The organism is Pedobacter sp. 05L430, from assembly GCF_056397585.1.
In genome coordinates, this window is record NZ_JBFTNT010000074.1 from 1 (window position 1) to 16,557 (window position 16,557).

Here is a 16,557-nt window from a genome sequence, read left to right on the forward strand (position 1 = left end):
GCCCTGATCGTCGGGGTATCGGAAGCGGTCAGAGAGAACACCGGAGCTGATCTGAACCCGGGATTTTTTATCCCATTGAAAACTGCTGCAACAAGTTATTTGCTTAAATCAAAAAACACGGATAATTTCCAGTTGCTGGAGGATCAGATCAGGAAAACCATCAACTCGGTTGGCATTTCGGAAATTCTGATCAGGCAGAATATTTCTTTAACGCTGGTCAAAAAATATGCACAGAAAACAGATTACATTCAGTTGAGTATTACCTTGCTGGTATTTGCATTTTTGCTGATCAATGTTTTCCTGGGAATCTCTGGCGTATTTAGTTATAACCTGTCAAAACGCAAAGCAGAAGTTGGCCTGCGGGTGACCATGGGGGCAAGCCCGGCTGATATATTGCAGCAATTTCTCCTGGAATCCATAGTGCTGACTACCTTAGGTATTTTACCGGGCTTGCTAATTGCGATTCAGATGTTAATTATGCAATATTTAGACGCCTATTATGGAACTTTAAGTATTTTGGGGGCTGCATTGTTTTTGTATTTGCTGATGTTGAGTTGCGCTTTCTATCCAAGTTTAAAAGCAGCCAGGCTGAATCCTTCGGATGCATTACATGAAGAATAAACTAATTTAATTTGTTCCTATGATTTTGATTATTGATGATGATATTGCTGTATGTGCTTCCCTAAACCTGTTGTTAAAACAGAATGGGTTTAAATCCATCAAGGCAAATGGTCCCGAAGAGGCACTCAAGCACCTTAAAGAAAAGCCAGTAGATGCGGTATTGTTGGATATGAACTTTTCTATGGAAACTACAGGGGAAGATGGGCTGGCTATGCTGCAGCAGATCAAAAAATCAAGACCACTGCTGCCAGTTATTTTAATGACCGGATGGGGATCGATTAAACTGGCAGTGGAGGGCATGAAAGCCGGGGCAGCAGATTTTATCAATAAACCCTGGGACAACGAACATTTAATGCGGGCATTAAGAACAGCACTGGATTTATCAATTGAATTGGATACGCCAGGGGCAATGACGCGTAAGAAGCTGAATGAAAAATATGGTTTTGAGAATATTGTTGGTGAAGATCCACAACTTTTGGAGGTATTACAGACCATTGCAAGGGTCAGTAGCACTGATGCCTCAGTACTCATTATTGGAGAGAGTGGCACTGGGAAAGAACTCGTAGCGGAAGCCATTCATGAAAACAGTTCCCGCAGAAATAAAGCATTTGTAAAAGTAAATCTTGGAGGAATTTCTTCCAGCTTATTTGAAAGTGAGATGTTTGGTCATAAACGTGGCGCCTTTACGGATGCGCGCACCGACAGAGTAGGTCGGTTTGAACTGGCCGATAAAGGCACCATTTTCTTAGATGAAATAGGTGACCTGGATTTAAACAGCCAGGTAAAGCTGCTGAGAGTATTACAGGACCGCAAGTATGAGGTGTTGGGTGACAGCAGGACCCGGTCCGTTGACCTTAGGGTAGTCTGTGCCACCAACCGCGATCTAAGGGAAATGATCTCTGCTGCAAAATTTAGGGAGGACTTGTATTACCGCATCAACCTGATCATTATCCGTTTGCCACCGCTTCGGGAACGTACAGAAGATATTCCGATTTTGGCCAATTATTTCTTGAAAAACCTTAAAGAAATTTATCAGCGGCCGAAGCTTCAGATAGATAGAAAAACCTATAACTGGTTAAAATCACTTCCGCTGCCGGGTAATATCCGAGAACTTAAAAACCTGATTGAACGTACTGTATTGCTCAGCGAAGGGGATTACTTGTATATAAAGGATTTTGAGCAACACCTGGAAGCCCAACGATTACCAAATGCCTCGCTGACGTTACCTGCTGTGGGAACTTTATCAATTGATGAAATGGAACTTTCCATGATCAGGAATGCAATGGCTTTTCATCAAAATAATATTAGCAGAGTGGCCAAAGCACTGGGTTTAAGCAGGGGCACGCTATACCGTAAACTGGAGAAATACAACATCCCTTATGAAGCTCAAAACTAAAGTTTTATTGGTGGCACTTGTTGTTCATGCGGTATTTATCTACCTGCTTACGGAACTATATGCGGCAAGCAGAACTGCTTTCCTGATCGGGGAGGGCATGCTTTTTGTTTCGCTGATCTTTTCTTATTGGTTGTATCGTTCGATCAGCCAGACGTTTGATACCATCTCCTCGGGAATAGAAACGCTGAAAGACAAGGATTTTAGTGCCAGATTGAACCAGATTGGACATCCCGAGATGGATGAATTGATCGATGTGTATAACATGATGATCGGACAATTAAGACATGAGCGCCTGCTTCAGGCGGAGAAAAGTTCCTTCTTAGGAAAACTTATTGAAGCCTCTCCTTCGGGGATCATTATATTTGAGTTTAACGGAATTATTGGGGCAGTGAATCCTGCCGCTACAGAAATATTAGGTCTGCAGCGTGGTGAGATTTTAGGTAAATCATTGAGCCAAATTGGCGGACGACTTGCTGAAGAACTGGTACTGGTAAAAGTGAATGATGCTAAAGTAATTAATCTGAATGGAATAAAATCCTACAAATGCCACAAATCGACCTTCACAGATCTTGGGTATTCACGGACTTTTATTACGATTGAAGAACTTAGTCGCGAGATCTACCTGAAGGAAAAAAATGCTTATGAGAAGGTGATTAAGATGATGTCTCATGAGGTGAACAATTCTATCGGTGCCATCAATTCAATTCTTAACAGCTGCCTAAATTACAAACATCAACTGGATGAAGCTGATCAGGAAGATTATGATGCGGCCCTAAATACTTCCATAGGCCGCAACCATAGCCTGAGTGATCTGATGTCGAATTTTGCCAGGGTTGTGCGTGTTCCTGAACCCGTTAAGCATATTGTTGACCTGATCGCATTGCTTCGCTCAGTTGTGCTCCTTATGGAACCTACTGCCAGAAAAAAAAATGTCAGCTGGCAGTGGGACCTGGATGCATTGGTGCTTGAAACCTTTGCTGATTACCAGCAATTGGAACAGGTCTTCATAAATATTCTGAAAAATGCGATTGAGGCTGTGGACTATTCGGGAACCATACGCATCAAAACTGCTTCACCAGATCAAATGATTTCCATTTCGAACACCGGACCTGGAATCCCAAATGAGGTCAGCCGTCGGCTTTTCTCTCCCTTTTTTAGCACGACCAAAAATGGACAAGGTATTGGATTGATGTTGACAAGGGAAATCCTTTATAACCACAATTTTAAATTTTCTTTGCAAACTATTGGTGAATGGACAGAATTCAAGATCGTGATGTAATTCGAGTTAAACCCGTTAGCTATCTTGAAAAGTAAATAGCTCGCTAGTTTTTTAGTCATCATCATCCTTTTTCTTTTTTTCGAGGATTACAAAAGCACTTCTTTTGGGAGCTGGCATCACTGAATGCTCACCCTTTACAGATTTCCAGACCACCTCATTCAGATCAAGATCAGGAGCAGCATCTTCTTTTGCAAAATTAAACTGCTCAGAACGTCGGCTGCTTTCGTTGTTGGCTACATTGCGGGTGTCCAAATCTATTAAAGGCTGTTTTACCGTATAGGGTTTAAAATCAGGTGTACTTGTAAAGCATTCGAATAATGGAACCGCTGCGGCATCATACTGGCTCATTGGTGGCAGGCCTAAAATCAGTTCCATGGTTCTTAAAAAGCCCGAAGTAGAATACATGGTATGTACTGCTGTATTTCGTTTTACATAAGGTCCTACCACGTAAGCCGGTGAGCGATGGGCGTCTACATGGTCGGGTCCATTTTGCGCATCGTCCTCTAAAATGAAAACAACTGATTCTTTCCAGATCGGACTGTGAGATAGGTGTTCTAAGATGCGCCCAACCGCAAGGTCATTATCTGCAACAGCGGCCTGAGGAGATACCTTGCCTTTTTTCTGTCCACTGGTGTGGTCGTTTGAAATCCTTAGCGTACTGAATTGCGGAACTGCACCGACATTTAATAAAGAATCAAAGTCATGCTGCCAGGCATCAGCTCTCACCTGGTCGGTAATGTCCATATCAAAACCGGGAGATGCAGGGCACATATGCCCTTGAAGTGATTTGATATTCGCTTTGGCATAATCCCCAAACTCTCCATAGCTACGGTAGGTAATACCCGCGCGCTGACAGTAATCCCATATAAATCCATCCTTAGGATACGTTATCGGACGGCCACCCTCATAATTCCCCGTACCTCCCCGGCCTCCATACCCGGTTGGCCAGGATTTCTCAATAACATCAGTAGCATAAGCGGCCATACTCCAGTTGTGCCCGTCGGCACTTACTTCGGCATCTACATAGAAATTATCCAGTAGCACATAGTCTTCTGCAAGCGCATGCTGATTAGGCGTAATCTTTTTGCCAAAAAGTGTTAAGGAAGAATCGCCGTTACCCTGAGGGAGATCGCCCAAAACCTGATCATAGGTTCGGTTTTCCTTAATGATATAAAACACGTGCTTTATGGGGGATTTCTGCCCCTGTTTTCGCGGAATAGGATTTCCGGCCTCTCCATCGGCCAATATTGTTCGTTTGTCGCTAAATGGCGTATTTGCGTAAACTTGAGCTGTATAAGATTTTAATTGCTCTGCTTTAGGTACATCAATAAAAGATAAGGTTCCTTTAAACAGACCGGCGATGTACTGGAGTTTATTATTAGCTGTACCGCCCATCTGATAGCCACTGTTATCCGCTTTTGATATGGGCTGTGGACCTTCCGGATTGGCTAGCGAGGTATTACCTTTGCCATTTGTAACCAGGATCTTTGACCCCAGGGTTTTTACATTGGTCGGGTACCATCCTACGGGTATAAAGCCCAGGCTCTGACTGCTGCCTGGGCGACTGACATCAAAAACTGCAAGGCAATTGTTATCGGCATTGGCAATATAAAGTGTTTTCTCGTTGGTGCTTAAGGCTAGTCCATTGGTTGTGGAGCCTGTTAACTGGGTGGCATAAAGGGTTGTCGCAATGGTTTCACTTACCTTATTGGTTAGGGTATTGATCACCGAAACGGTATTGTCATTCGCATTGGCAACAAATAAAAAGTTACCTTTTTTATTTAAAAGCAATTCATTTGGATGATCTCCGACCAGGACCTGCTGAACAATTTCTTCTGATGCAGTGCTGACGATCGCTACAGCCCGCCCGCCCCATAAAGAGATGTATAACTTATTGCCGTCTGGAGAGAGGAGGCAGCTATATGCAATTGCCGGTAACTGCACTTTTTTCAACACCTTTTTTTCATTAGGATTGATGATGTAAAGGGTGCTGTCTTCTTTGGTTACGGTATATAGCCGCGTATTTGCTTTATTTACGGCAATACCTGCAGGGCTTATTTTTCCCTTCGGCCAAACTGGGCCAAGCTTAATGGTATCGCTTTTCCCCAGTTTATTGTTTTCGATCCGAAAGTCCAGAATCCAGTTATCGTTTCCTCCGGATACATACACATGTTGCTCATCTTTACTGAAAGCCAGTCCATACCAGGATTTGGCCAATACCTGTTCGTCAAGTATGGCTTCAGTTTTAGGATCAATTAGCTGTAGCGACTGTATGCTTTGCCCGTTATTAGTGACTGCAAGGAATTTACCTGTTGAACTTAGTTGCATGTTCAGTGGCAGATCTCCTAAATTGATCGAGCGGCCTGCAGGACTTAATTTCCAGCCATTCGGCAATAAGATCTGACTTGTTTTTTCAATCTTTCCCGGCCATTGTGCCTGAGTCTGGTTGATCACAAATACAAATGCAAAAAATATAATGAATTTTTTCATACTACTATTGAATAAGGTTTTAATGATTGCGCAAGTTGAAGTTAATCAAAGCTCTGATGGTATATCCGTTTCCTGATGCTACCGTGCCAATATCGCGAATGGCTTCTGATGGGATTACCTGGCTTCTGGTTGCATAAAATACCGGTCCACCGGAAAGCGAGAACGATAGTTTTGAATGGGCGGGTTCAAGGTTTATCGCAGGACCGACTAATACTTTGGCACCTCCTTCTGCTTCATCTTTTTCCCAGAATCCTTCCAGATCCTGACCTACGGCTTCAAAACCCACATATAGTCCGCCAGAAATGCGATGCTGGTAACCCAGACTGGTAATAAAATCCAGTTTATCTCTATTACTGTCGAATGCTTTTTCAAACCTTAAATTACCCAGCAAACGCCAATTGATTTGATCAAATGAGGCGGTTATCCTACTGATGGCTGATTTTACGTTTGACCAATCCCGACTTACCCCCAACCCAGCGCCGAGTCTAAAACCACTGAGTTGTGTGCCGCCAATTAAATCCCTAATTACTTCAGCTTGCTCGGCAGAGGTTATCCCACCACGGTTTGCGAAACCGATTGCCGCAGTGGCATATAAAGTGAAACGGTTACCCAAATAGCCTTTTACGCCAAACTGCTGCCCCAGACCATCGTATCCGAACTGTCCTGTCGTCCGTTGCCCATAACTTCCTGAATAATGGATATTCCATCTGGTATTTTGAGGGGTAAGGGTGTTTATGGAAAATAAGAATGGCTGAGTTGAGGTCATTCCAAATGGGTCCCCGGAATTTACGGTATTAATCGTTTGGGCGATGCCCTTGATGATCAGCAATTGAAGGATTGTAAAAAGCAGGATTTTTTTCATTTGTTTTGAACTAGAATTATTTTGTGACTCCAGTAATTTAAAGTCTGGGTAATATTAGGAATGCTGGTTTTGATTAATACCAACTTTAGGTTATTATTGGGTTAATTCTTTGTAACAAATTCTCTACCCTTGATTCTGTTCTTTTTGAAAACTATTGATCTGACTTTTAATGGTTTTTTAGGGTAAAATTTAGGTGTCTTATCAGAAAAGCTCCCAACTGGTCAAAAGAGACAAAAAATATGCAAAAGGGTTTTAAAGTGGTTTGTCATTTGTATTGACCATATGATCGGAAAGTTTTACAGTTGACCCGATTGTTTCCAATTCTAAGAATTTTTATCTAACATTGGGCGCAATAGATTTTTATGCCTACACATCTGCCGGATATCACTGAGGACATTGAACTACTGAAAAAGCTCAGAGAAGGTGATCAGTTGGCTTTTGCGCAAATCTATAACCTGTACAGAAGTAAAATATACCTTTATGCCTGCAACCTTTGTAAGTCTGCGGAGACGGCAGAGGAAGTTGTGCAGGAAGTTTTCATCAGGATCTGGCAGAAAAAAGACCAGATCAACCCTGAACTCAATTTTGATGCCTACATCAGAAAAATTACACTAAACCATGTGCTTAACCACCTCAAAAAAATAGCACGCGACAAGGTGCTGCAGGAAGAGGTGTTAAATTATATGGATGCTATTCGCCACTCAACTGACGACAGCCTCCTGGAGAAAGAGTTACTCAAAACCTATGATGAAGCCATTGCACTTTTGCCGGCACAAAAGAAATTGATCTATCAAATGAGCCGTAATGAAGAGATGACTCATGAACAGATTGCCGAAAGGCTGAATATTTCAAAAAACACGGTTAAAAATCATATGGTTGTTGCTACGAAGTTTATTCGCAGCTATGTCAGCAAACATGGAAGTATCGTTTGTTTTCTGATTGCCTCAAATTATTTTCGTTCCAACTAGTCCTATCATCTTTTTCAGTTGTATTATAATAAACCGGCCGGGTAAGCAGCCTCCGGTAAATTTTTAAACTGTGGAAGAAAAAGTTCAATTTGAATATTTGTATCATCAGTACCTGAACAATCAGTGTACAGCAGAAGAGCTGAAATTGTTTTTCAGGTTGCTTGAGAAAAGTAAAGATGATGAACAGGTAATGACGCTAATGTCGGCAACATGGGATCAAACCGCCATTAGTCCAGAGAAAGGGTTAACCCCTCCATTTCCTGATAAAAAGACCACACATCGACTGATATCAAGTCGCAACAGTTTTGGCATGCAGAGGCTTGCAGGTATTGCTGCAACGTTGTTAATTGTAATAGGAATTTGCTTTTACTGGTCCGATGTGTCTCGGATATTTAATCCTCCGCAGGAATCCAAATCAATCACAACATCAACCGAGCGTAAACAATTTGATTTGTCAGATGGCACCAAAGTGTGGCTAAGTCCCAATAGTAAGCTTAGTTATTCCGACAGATTTGAAGGAACTGAACGTAAAGTATCATTGGAAGGGGAGGCTTTTTTTGAAGTAGCACATGATGTCAAACATCCATTTATCATTAAAAGTGGCCAAATCAATACTACGGTACTTGGCACTGCATTTAATGTAACCGCCTACAAAGAACAACACATAATAAATGTGACCCTTGTGACCGGGAGAGTAACTGTTTCACTTAATGGTTCAAACAGCAGCAAACGAGACACGATATTGGCTAATCAGCGTATCGTGTTTGATAAAATTTCCTCGCGTATTTCAAAAGTGGACTATCCTGATGCTGCTACCTTTATGAATAAACGATTAGGTTTATATGAATACAAAGGAGCAGAAATTCAGGAAGTCAGCAGAGATCTTGAAAATCAGTATAACATAAAAATTAAATTAGATAAGCAGTTATCTGAAGCAATATTTTATGGGAATCTGAACRTGTCAGCTCCGCTGGATGAAACATTAAACAAGCTAAGTACCGTTGTGGAAGCTAAATGGCGAAAAGAGGGAGGGCATTATGTGATCCTAAAATAAATGCCCGATTCTGTTATACAGAACCAGGCAAGTATCTGAACTAATTTAAAATGTCCGAGCCTTGAGAACTACAGGACATAAGAAATCAATATTTAATTATAAAGTTATGAATCCATAACTGTCAAACAAACATATCAATGAAAAAACTAGAACCTGTTGGGTTCCTAACCTTTATTGCCGTTGTCTTATTATTTCTGATAGTCCTACAGTCGCGGGCACATGCCCAAAGTCCATTGGATAAAAAGTTAAGTATAAGCTTAAAAAACGAACAACTTAAAAAAGCACTAGATAAAATAACTTCCATTTCCGGTGCAAAATTCACCTTTAATGAACAGATTGCAAGCAGTTCTATTAAGATCAGCATTACCGCCTGGGATAAAAGCCTGAAAGAGATTCTGACATTGGCTTTTGCTGACAAGCCGCTGCAATTCAGTATACTGGATAAAGAAGTATTCATTCGCCTTGATCCCGAAAAAACAAAAAAGGACGAGGCCGGTCCGGCGGCAAATCCGGCACAAAGCAAAGAAAAGTATACACTAAGCGGAACAGTTAAATCGCAAAGTACAGGCGAAACTTTAATTGCCGCAACCATAAGGATCGTGGGCGCTAATTTAGCTACAGCCAGCAATGAATATGGCTTTTATTCCATTACCCTGATAAAGGGTAGCTATGATCTGGAGATTAGCGCTGTCGGCTCAAAAACCTACAGAGTCCGGATTGATTTGAAAGAAAATACGAATCTGAATGCTACCTTAACTGATGATCAGAATTTATTGGAAACGGTTACAATCAATAGTACTTCCGCACAACGAAATATCGGAAATCCGCAAATGGGAATGGAACGATTGAGCATCAGCGAAACTAAATTGGTCCCTGTACTCATGGGAGAGCCGGATTTAATCAAAACCTTGCAGCTATTACCTGGCGTGAAAACTGCCGGAGAGGGAAATGGTGGTATGTTTGTGCGCGGCGGAACGGCAGACCAGAATATGATCTTATTAGATGAAGCGCCAGTATACAACGCCTCCCATTTGCTGGGCTTCTTTTCGACCTTTAATTCTGATGCAATTAAAAATGTAACGCTGTATAAAAGTGGAATGCCGGCTCAATATGGTGGTGGTCTGTCATCAGTTCTGGATGTTAAAATGAATGACGGAAACAATCAAAAGTTGGGGGTAAGCGGGGGAATTGGCCTTATTGCTGCACGATTAAATGTAGAAGGGCCAATTCAAAAGGATAAGTCATCGTTTCTCATCTCTGCCCGCAGGACTTATGCAGACATGTTCCTAAAACTCTCCAGCGATACTTCGATCAACAATACACAGCTTTATTTTTATGATGTTAATGCCAAGGCCAATTATATATTAGGGGATAAAGACCGTTTGTTTTTATCCGGCTATTTTGGAAAGGATGTATTGGCCTCGGATAACCTTTCTGGAATCAACTGGGGTAATGCTACCGCAACCATGCGCTGGAATCATGTTTTTAACAATAAACTATTTTCCAATACCTCGGTAATTTTTAGCAACTACAATTATAAGGTGCAGGCTAATACGGACGAAAATTCACTGACACTCTTCTCGCAGATTCGTGATTGGAATGTTAAGGAGGATATCCAGTGGTATGCTAATGAGCAGAATACGATTAGCTTTGGTTTGAACTCAATATTCCATACCATAAAACCTGGAGAAGTGCAGGCCACAGGAAATTCCGGTTTCATTTCACAGAACCTTCAAAATAGATACTCATTGGAAAACGCAGTCTATGTGAGTAATACCTGGAAGGCCAGTAGTGCGCTTACCCTTACTTATGGATTGAGAGTATCAGCTTTCACCATATTGGGCCCTGGTGACTATTACAGCATCAACCAGGCAGGAGATGTAATCGGCTCAACTGCTTACAAAAGGGGAGAACTGGTAAAAACTTATGTTAATTTAGAACCGCGTTTAGCCGCTGCACTGCAAGTCGGTGAGTGGGCATCGGTTAAAGCATCTTATGTGAGGAATGTGCAAAACCTGCACTTGATTTCTAATTCTAATGCCGCTTCTCCAACCGATAGGTGGGTGGCCAGTACCAACATTATTAAACCTGAATTGAGTGACCAGGTGTCATTGGGTTACTATCGGAACATTGGCTCTGCTTATGAGCTAACGGTCGAAACGTATTACAAGACACTGAAAAATCAGATTGATTACCGCAATGGTGCTGATATATTTACAAACAGACCAATTGAAACGCAGTTGCTGTTTGGCAAGGGGCGTGCTTATGGTATGGAGCTGCTGTTGAAAAAGAAAGCGGGCAGGCTTAGCGGCTGGTTAGGTTACACATTATCAAAAACGGAAAGAAAAATCGATGGCATCAACAACAATCAATGGTATAATGCCCGTCAGGATAAAACTCATGATGTTTCTGTTGTCAGCGTATATAAACTGAGCCAAAAATGGAGTGTTTCTGCAAATTGGGTATATTCTACTGGAAATGCTGTTACTTTTCCAAATGGAAAATACCGATTACTTGGTCAAAGCTATTTTTATTTCTCTGAACGCAATGCAGATCGTATGCCTGCTTATCACCGATTAGACCTGGGTGCTACGCGAATGTTGAAACAGAACAAGAAATTCTCATCTGAACTGAGCTTTAGCTTGTACAATGCCTATGGCAGGAAAAATCCATTCCGCATTACCTTCCAGGATAGTGAGTCAGACCCCAACCGTACCGAGGCAATAAGAACCACCTTATTCCGCTTTATTCCATCCGTATCTTACAATTTTAAATTTTAACTTATGAATTCTATATATCGTTTTCTGTTACTTTCTATGATGGTGTTGCTTTGGTCCTGTGAAGATGCCATAGAGCTGAAACTTAAGGACAATACCCCAAAGTACGTAATTGAGGGTATGATTACCAACGAACCAGGTGTATGTCAGGTGAATGTGAGTCAAACAAAGAATTTTGGTGATGACAACCAGTTTAACGGCATCAGCGGAGCTATTGTTAAGGTTGATAATAATGGCACCTCAGTATTGTTGAACGAGATCAGTAAGGGGATTTATACCACAACCGCGATTAATGGTACTCCTGGTCAAACCTATTTTCTGTCTGTAACCATTCAGGGCGAAATGTTCACCGCATCCAGCACGATGCCTGAGCACGTACCTTTCCTGGATTTTACACTTAAACCAAAGGATTACGATTCAACCCGTACCACGCCGATGGTGAAATTCAAAGATACGCCCGGGGTGGCAAACTACTATTGGTTCCAGCAATATATCAATGATAAAATTCAACGTGAATATAAAGTGCTCAATGATGAATTTACCAGTGGACAGGAAATAAATGAGTATCTGGTCTTTGAAAACACAACCAAAGATCATGGCAAAAATATTGTTAAAGGAGATCGTTTAACAGCGGAAATGCATTGTATTGATGCTTCTGTATACACTTATATGTTTAGCCTCTCCAATGCCAACGGTTCATCCGATGGGGCTGCACCAGCAAATCCGGTTACTAATATCAATGGTGGGGCATTAGGCTTTTTTAGTGCCCATACCGTTCAGCGTAAAACAATTGTTGTTCCATAAATCAGGGAGGGGAAACTTGATATAAACAATAAAGCCTGCTAATCATTGATTTGCAGGCTTTATACAGGTTTTGATACTTTGGCGGAGAATGGGGCATCATCGCTGTCATTTCTGCGATTTTTTAAAAATAGAGACGATTCTTACTTCCTTAGTTGCAGGTTTAATATTTTCAGTGTGATGTGGTCCTTTAAACCGTTATAGAATTTATCAAGTACTTTTTCGAAGACCGGATCTGTAGGTGAAACCGAGGCAAATAGGGTCATGCATGATTTTAGTTTCAGGTCATCCGGACTGCCAAATACTCGATGTGCGTCATTGGTTTTAAGTTCCAGTAAGCTATTGCACATTAAAATGAGTCTAGGTCCTAATGTCCGATGCTGCAGATATTCTTTGGCCTCATCAATGTCTCGAATGGCATAAAATCTCGAAATCTCCGTATAACCAAGCCCCTGGATTTGAGGAAATACATACCACATCCAATGACTGCTTTTCCTGCCGTTTTGAATTTCAGTCAGAGCGGTTTGAAAGACCGATTTTTGTGCTGTAATATATCTTTCCAGGTTATGCTGCTTCATCGTCTAATTTCTTTTCAAATTAGGGTAAAATTTGCTGAATAGCAATAGTTATCCTGATTCCTTGCTGAGATGTGGGGGGCAGTCAGATGGCTCATAAACCCTGCCATATAGGGATAAGACCTGATCAGAAATTCAGGTTTCAGATGCTAAATAAGCACTTTAACTATGCTCTTTTTTTATGGATTTTTAAGGTATCCTGTTTGTCGGGGAACTCAATTGTTTCCGTTTTTCCCCAGTCCCGGTCTTCTCTAAAATCTTCATCAGCATGAAAATAATGAGTGTGCTTGCTTATAGCAGCATTTTTGACTGAATCAAAGGTACTACGTTCTTTTGCTTTAGACTTCATGTTTAAAAATTAGTGGCACATAATCAAATAACATACGCTTATTGAAAAGGTTTGTCATTGGATTTTAATTTATGGATGACATCGTGGTTTTCAAGGTTCTCATCCAGCGCAATTAGATATCGCCTGGTTTATGCCAAAATAATCTAACTTATCTGCATTAGCATTGCTAATTTAATTGCCAATAATTCTAAAAGGTCGATTGGCTGAGTGGAGAGACAGGGTGTGGCAAAGTCTCTTACACCTCGCGTGTTTGCAGAAAATTAAGGGAACATGAACATTGGCAAAGCTCAAAAAGACTGCGCTTTTCTTCAAAGAATAGATGAAAAATTGTTTAATTGAAGGTGTAGCTCAGGTCTCTGTCTGGTTTTAGGTTGCAGCAACGATTAGTTTTTCCGCTCGGGTGCGGTTTGTCGTTTGAGACCACCACTGGACCATAGTGCCCAAATGATGAGCACAGGCTGGAAGAAAAGCCGTGCCAGACGCTTGGTGTCGGTATCCAGCCGGAATGCGTTGCGATGTTCAGTGTACTGGGCAATGTTGCCAGGGAAAACCAGTATATAAAAGATGGCAAGTGCTATGCCGACTTTAATTCTTTGTTTGCGCCAAAAGATCATTGTCACTCCCAGTAAAATCTCCACGATTCCTGAAAGCAGGACGACCAGGTCTTGGTTCATTGGGATCCAGTTTGGTACCTGTGCCTGAAATTCTTCCCGCTGAAAACTTAGATGCCCCAAACCTGCCAATATCATAAATAGGCCCAAGATTATCCGTGCAAGATTTTTTAGATTGGTGGCAGAATGATTTTCTTTTGTCATTGTCGTCAAATAATTTACTGCTCTGTTAACAATCGGCAGGCATGATCGTTCGGGTGATCAAATAACAGTTCCCCCCTTTAGCTGAAAGTCTTTTTTAACACGTTCATATCTTTCCCGGTCTATCGGTTTAGCGGCGCGCGTTATAATACTTGATTTAAAACCTAAGTCTAACGCGTCATTTGCAGTATAATACACACAAAAATCAGCGGCCACTCCGCAAACGGCTACTTCAGTAACGCCTCTTCCTTTAAGGTAATCGGCCATGCCTGTAGATTTTTTTCTGCCATTGTCAAAAAAGCCGCTGTAACTGTCAATTTCTTTATCCACCCCTTTTCTAAAAATAGCCTCAACAGCATTCGTTAAAAGTTCTGGAACCAGTTCTGCGCCCTTTGTTCCCTGTATGCAATGCTCAGGCCATAGTACCTGATTTAATCCGTTTAACGATATTTCTTCAAATGGTATTTTATTTGGGTGGGAAGTAAAGAAACTTTTATGACCCCTTGGATGCCAATCTTGCGTGGCTACTACCAGATCATATTCTGACTGTAAGTCGTTAATGGTTTGGACGATTTCGTCACCATGGTTAACAGCTAAAGCACCTCCGGGTAAAAAATCATACTGCACATCGATAATAATTAGCGCATTCATAGATAAGGATTGATTGTGATTAATTTAATGGGTTTCGGGCATGATGTGTTTGAAAAATTAAAGTTTGAAGGTAATGTAAAATAAGCTTATAGCATAAGAGGGGAATTTACCTTTGTCTATATTCCTCATGGGCGTAATATGAAGGATCAACAAAAATCTTCTTACTTTTTTACATTGCTAGTGATCCAGAGCTGGAAACTATCCATAAATTTCTTTAACAATGCCCTGGTAGATTCATTGGTGAGTATACCCTTATCGTCAAATAAGCTAGCGGCACCCCCGATATAGGCCTCCGGCTGAGCCATAGCAGGAACGTTCAGAAATACAAGGGACTGGCGCAGGTGATGATTTGCCCCAAAGGCCCCAATGTTGCCAGGAGATACGCTGATCACCGCACCAGGTTTTCCATCCCAACAGCTTTTCCCATATGGACGAGAGCCGACATCAAGGGCATTTTTGAGTACTGCGGGAACAGACCTGTTATATTCTGGAGTGACAAAAAGTACTGCGTCAAAAGTTGCCAGGTGTTTACGGAAGGTTGTCCATTGCGAAGGTGGAGCTGTTTCCAGGTCTTCGTTGTAAAGCGGCAGATCGCCGATACTGATAATCTCCAATGTAAGTAAGTCAGGAGCAAGTGCAATGAGTGCATTGGCTGTTTTTCTGTTCCAGGATTCCTTGCGAAGGCTGCCCACCAGAACTGCTGTTTTAAGTTTTGTCATGGTAAATAGTATAGAGTGATATTTCCAGTAATAACACAAAGCGGGACCTTTTAGATACCCGCTTAATTTTATGGGTTAGGAATGTTGCCCTTCATGGACACCCTCTGCAAATTCTTCTACCATCTTGTCATTAAAAGCAGGGAGATCTCTTGGGCTTCGGCTGGTGACCAAACCCGCGTCAACTACAACTTCCTGGTCATACCATTCAGCACCAGCATTCAACAGGTCAATTTTTATGGTTTTTGTTGAAGTCAACTTTCTACCTTCTACAACTTCAGCTGTAATCAGCACTTGCGGGCCGTGACAGATCGCTGCTACTGGTTTTCCAAGGTCAAAAAAAGCTTTTACAAAGTCGACGGCATCCTCATTCTTTCTTAATGCGTCGGGATTTAATACCCCACCGGGAATTACTAATGCATGATAGTCATCAGCATTAGCTTCATTGATTGTCTTGTCTACATCCACTTCAATTGTCCACTGATGGTCGCCCTTCATTGCCTGTATCTTGCCTGATTTAGACGAGATGATATGAACTGTGGCACCTTCTTCTTTTAACCTTTCAACAGGGCTTGTCAATTCTGTTTCTTCAAAACCGTTTTCCGATAAAACGGCTATGGTTCGATTGCTTAATTGTCCCATGATTATTGTTTTAATGTTCAACGTTAGTTTTCTGTTTAATAACTACAATGGTTAATACAGAATGTTTTAGATTTTGTTGTTCCCGCTTTTTGACAGCGTGAAACGAATGATGCTAATGGTTTGTTCTTCTCAAACAGAATTGATATAAATGAATATTACCTAATTTCTCTTGCTGAATAGCATTTCCCTGAAGTGAATCCTGAAAAATCTGTACTTTTCATCGCCAGGAGATTAATAAGCACTGATGTCAACCAGCGCTTATCTCTATATAACAGTGGCCAGGGTGGTTCGGGGTTCGCGACTTGACCCAAGCGTTCTTTATTGAAAAAATCTGTTTCCGTTAAAATAACAATCTAATCTTGCTTATATTCTTATTTAGTTCAACTCGCGTTTCCTACCCACAATTAAGCCGCTTTTAATATTAAAAACCGGAGAAGCTCCAGTACGTTTAAGCACCGGCCGGCTCCTGTTTTTTTCAAATTGCTTAATCGCCAGTTGGTTCATGGAAAATCGCTCTTAACTTATTTTCAGCTTCCATGTTTAAAAACGCTGAAAGTCTAAGAA

At 41.4% G+C, this 16,557-nt stretch carries 15 protein-coding genes; 7 read left to right on the top strand and 8 right to left on the bottom strand.

Features of this window, described 5'->3' with window-relative positions:
- From AC1DG9_RS12510 to AC1DG9_RS12520, 3 genes are all read left to right on the top strand, one after another.
- A partial coding sequence (locus AC1DG9_RS12510) for an ABC transporter permease (RefSeq protein ID WP_477634702.1) occupies positions 1–621 on the top strand: 621 nt, incomplete at its 5' end.
- A 19-nt stretch (positions 622–640) separates the two neighbouring features.
- The gene (locus AC1DG9_RS12515) at positions 641–2,017 is read left to right on the top strand and encodes a sigma-54-dependent transcriptional regulator (protein WP_172663448.1); all 1,377 of its coding nucleotides are present in this window, start codon (positions 641–643) and stop codon (positions 2,015–2,017) included.
- On the top strand, positions 2,001–3,296 hold the full coding sequence (locus AC1DG9_RS12520; protein WP_337714980.1) for a sensor histidine kinase: 1,296 nt from the start codon (positions 2,001–2,003) through the stop codon (positions 3,294–3,296). Before AC1DG9_RS12515 ends, AC1DG9_RS12520 begins: the two co-directional genes overlap by 17 nt.
- A 51-nt stretch (positions 3,297–3,347) precedes the next feature.
- On the opposite strand, the gene AC1DG9_RS12525 is transcribed toward AC1DG9_RS12520, so the two are convergent.
- The gene (locus AC1DG9_RS12525) at positions 3,348–5,786 is read right to left on the bottom strand and encodes a bifunctional YncE family protein/alkaline phosphatase family protein (protein ID WP_337714978.1); all 2,439 of its coding nucleotides are present in this window, start codon (positions 5,784–5,786) and stop codon (positions 3,348–3,350) included.
- 19 nt (positions 5,787–5,805) lie between these two features.
- Positions 5,806–6,648, bottom strand: a complete 843-nt coding sequence (locus AC1DG9_RS12530; protein WP_337714976.1) for a hypothetical protein — start codon at positions 6,646–6,648, stop codon at positions 5,806–5,808.
- Between the two features lie 362 nt (positions 6,649–7,010).
- Between AC1DG9_RS12530 and AC1DG9_RS12535 the strand changes: the two genes are divergently transcribed.
- From AC1DG9_RS12535 to AC1DG9_RS12550, 4 genes are all read left to right on the top strand, one after another.
- Positions 7,011–7,616 (top strand): RNA polymerase sigma factor, encoded by a 606-nt coding sequence (locus AC1DG9_RS12535; RefSeq protein ID WP_172663444.1) that lies wholly within the window; start codon positions 7,011–7,013, stop codon positions 7,614–7,616.
- Positions 7,617–7,686: 70 nt separating this feature from the next.
- Entirely contained in the window at positions 7,687–8,670 is a 984-nt protein-coding gene (locus AC1DG9_RS12540) for a FecR family protein (protein WP_477634703.1), read from the top strand.
- A gap of 137 nt (positions 8,671–8,807) precedes the next feature.
- Positions 8,808–11,450 (top strand): TonB-dependent receptor, encoded by a 2,643-nt coding sequence (locus AC1DG9_RS12545; RefSeq protein ID WP_337714974.1) that lies wholly within the window; start codon positions 8,808–8,810, stop codon positions 11,448–11,450.
- A 3-nt stretch (positions 11,451–11,453) separates the two neighbouring features.
- The gene (locus tag AC1DG9_RS12550) at positions 11,454–12,251 is read left to right on the top strand and encodes a DUF4249 domain-containing protein (protein ID WP_337714972.1); all 798 of its coding nucleotides are present in this window, start codon (positions 11,454–11,456) and stop codon (positions 12,249–12,251) included.
- Between the two features lie 140 nt (positions 12,252–12,391).
- Here AC1DG9_RS12550 and AC1DG9_RS12555 read toward each other — a convergent pair whose 3' ends face one another.
- The 6 genes from AC1DG9_RS12555 to AC1DG9_RS12580 form a co-directional block, all read right to left on the bottom strand.
- Complete coding sequence (locus AC1DG9_RS12555) at positions 12,392–12,826, bottom strand: DUF1810 domain-containing protein (RefSeq protein ID WP_172663440.1); 435 nt, start codon at positions 12,824–12,826, stop codon at positions 12,392–12,394.
- 163 nt (positions 12,827–12,989) lie between these two features.
- Positions 12,990–13,172 carry a hypothetical protein gene (locus tag AC1DG9_RS12560; RefSeq protein WP_337714969.1) on the bottom strand — a complete coding sequence of 61 codons (183 nt, stop codon included), beginning with the start codon at positions 13,170–13,172 and terminating at the stop codon, positions 12,990–12,992.
- A gap of 383 nt (positions 13,173–13,555) precedes the next feature.
- Positions 13,556–13,987, bottom strand: a complete 432-nt coding sequence (locus AC1DG9_RS12565; protein ID WP_337714968.1) for a DoxX family protein — start codon at positions 13,985–13,987, stop codon at positions 13,556–13,558.
- A 57-nt stretch (positions 13,988–14,044) separates the two neighbouring features.
- On the bottom strand, positions 14,045–14,635 hold the full coding sequence (gene pncA, locus AC1DG9_RS12570) for a bifunctional nicotinamidase/pyrazinamidase (RefSeq protein ID WP_337714966.1): 591 nt from the start codon (positions 14,633–14,635) through the stop codon (positions 14,045–14,047).
- A gap of 161 nt (positions 14,636–14,796) precedes the next feature.
- Positions 14,797–15,354 (bottom strand): NADPH-dependent FMN reductase, encoded by a 558-nt coding sequence (locus AC1DG9_RS12575; protein ID WP_337714964.1) that lies wholly within the window; start codon positions 15,352–15,354, stop codon positions 14,797–14,799.
- 75 nt (positions 15,355–15,429) lie between these two features.
- A complete protein-coding gene (locus AC1DG9_RS12580; RefSeq protein ID WP_172663435.1) occupies positions 15,430–15,993 on the bottom strand; it encodes a type 1 glutamine amidotransferase domain-containing protein in 564 nt (187 codons plus the stop codon).
- Positions 15,994–16,557: the final 564 nt, after the last annotated feature.

What these genes read in the sequence shown, in the direction of transcription:
- AC1DG9_RS12515 (WP_172663448.1), top strand. Translation starts at nt 641, where the DNA reads ATGATTTTGATTATTGATGATGATATTGCTGTATGTGCTTCCCTAAAC.
- AC1DG9_RS12520 (WP_337714980.1), top strand. Translation starts at nt 2,001, where the DNA reads ATGAAGCTCAAAACTAAAGTTTTATTGGTGGCACTTGTTGTTCATGCG.
- AC1DG9_RS12525 (WP_337714978.1), bottom strand. Translation starts at nt 5,786, where the DNA reads ATGAAAAAATTCATTATATTTTTTGCATTTGTATTTGTGATCAACCAG.
- AC1DG9_RS12530 (WP_337714976.1), bottom strand. Translation starts at nt 6,648, where the DNA reads ATGAAAAAAATCCTGCTTTTTACAATCCTTCAATTGCTGATCATCAAG.
- AC1DG9_RS12535 (WP_172663444.1), top strand. Translation starts at nt 7,011, where the DNA reads ATGCCTACACATCTGCCGGATATCACTGAGGACATTGAACTACTGAAA.
- AC1DG9_RS12545 (WP_337714974.1), top strand. Translation starts at nt 8,808, where the DNA reads ATGAAAAAACTAGAACCTGTTGGGTTCCTAACCTTTATTGCCGTTGTC.
- AC1DG9_RS12550 (WP_337714972.1), top strand. Translation starts at nt 11,454, where the DNA reads ATGAATTCTATATATCGTTTTCTGTTACTTTCTATGATGGTGTTGCTT.
- AC1DG9_RS12555 (WP_172663440.1), bottom strand. Translation starts at nt 12,826, where the DNA reads ATGAAGCAGCATAACCTGGAAAGATATATTACAGCACAAAAATCGGTC.
- AC1DG9_RS12560 (WP_337714969.1), bottom strand. Translation starts at nt 13,172, where the DNA reads ATGAAGTCTAAAGCAAAAGAACGTAGTACCTTTGATTCAGTCAAAAAT.
- AC1DG9_RS12565 (WP_337714968.1), bottom strand. Translation starts at nt 13,987, where the DNA reads ATGACAAAAGAAAATCATTCTGCCACCAATCTAAAAAATCTTGCACGG.
- pncA (WP_337714966.1), bottom strand. Translation starts at nt 14,635, where the DNA reads ATGAATGCGCTAATTATTATCGATGTGCAGTATGATTTTTTACCCGGA.
- AC1DG9_RS12575 (WP_337714964.1), bottom strand. Translation starts at nt 15,354, where the DNA reads ATGACAAAACTTAAAACAGCAGTTCTGGTGGGCAGCCTTCGCAAGGAA.
- AC1DG9_RS12580 (WP_172663435.1), bottom strand. Translation starts at nt 15,993, where the DNA reads ATGGGACAATTAAGCAATCGAACCATAGCCGTTTTATCGGAAAACGGT.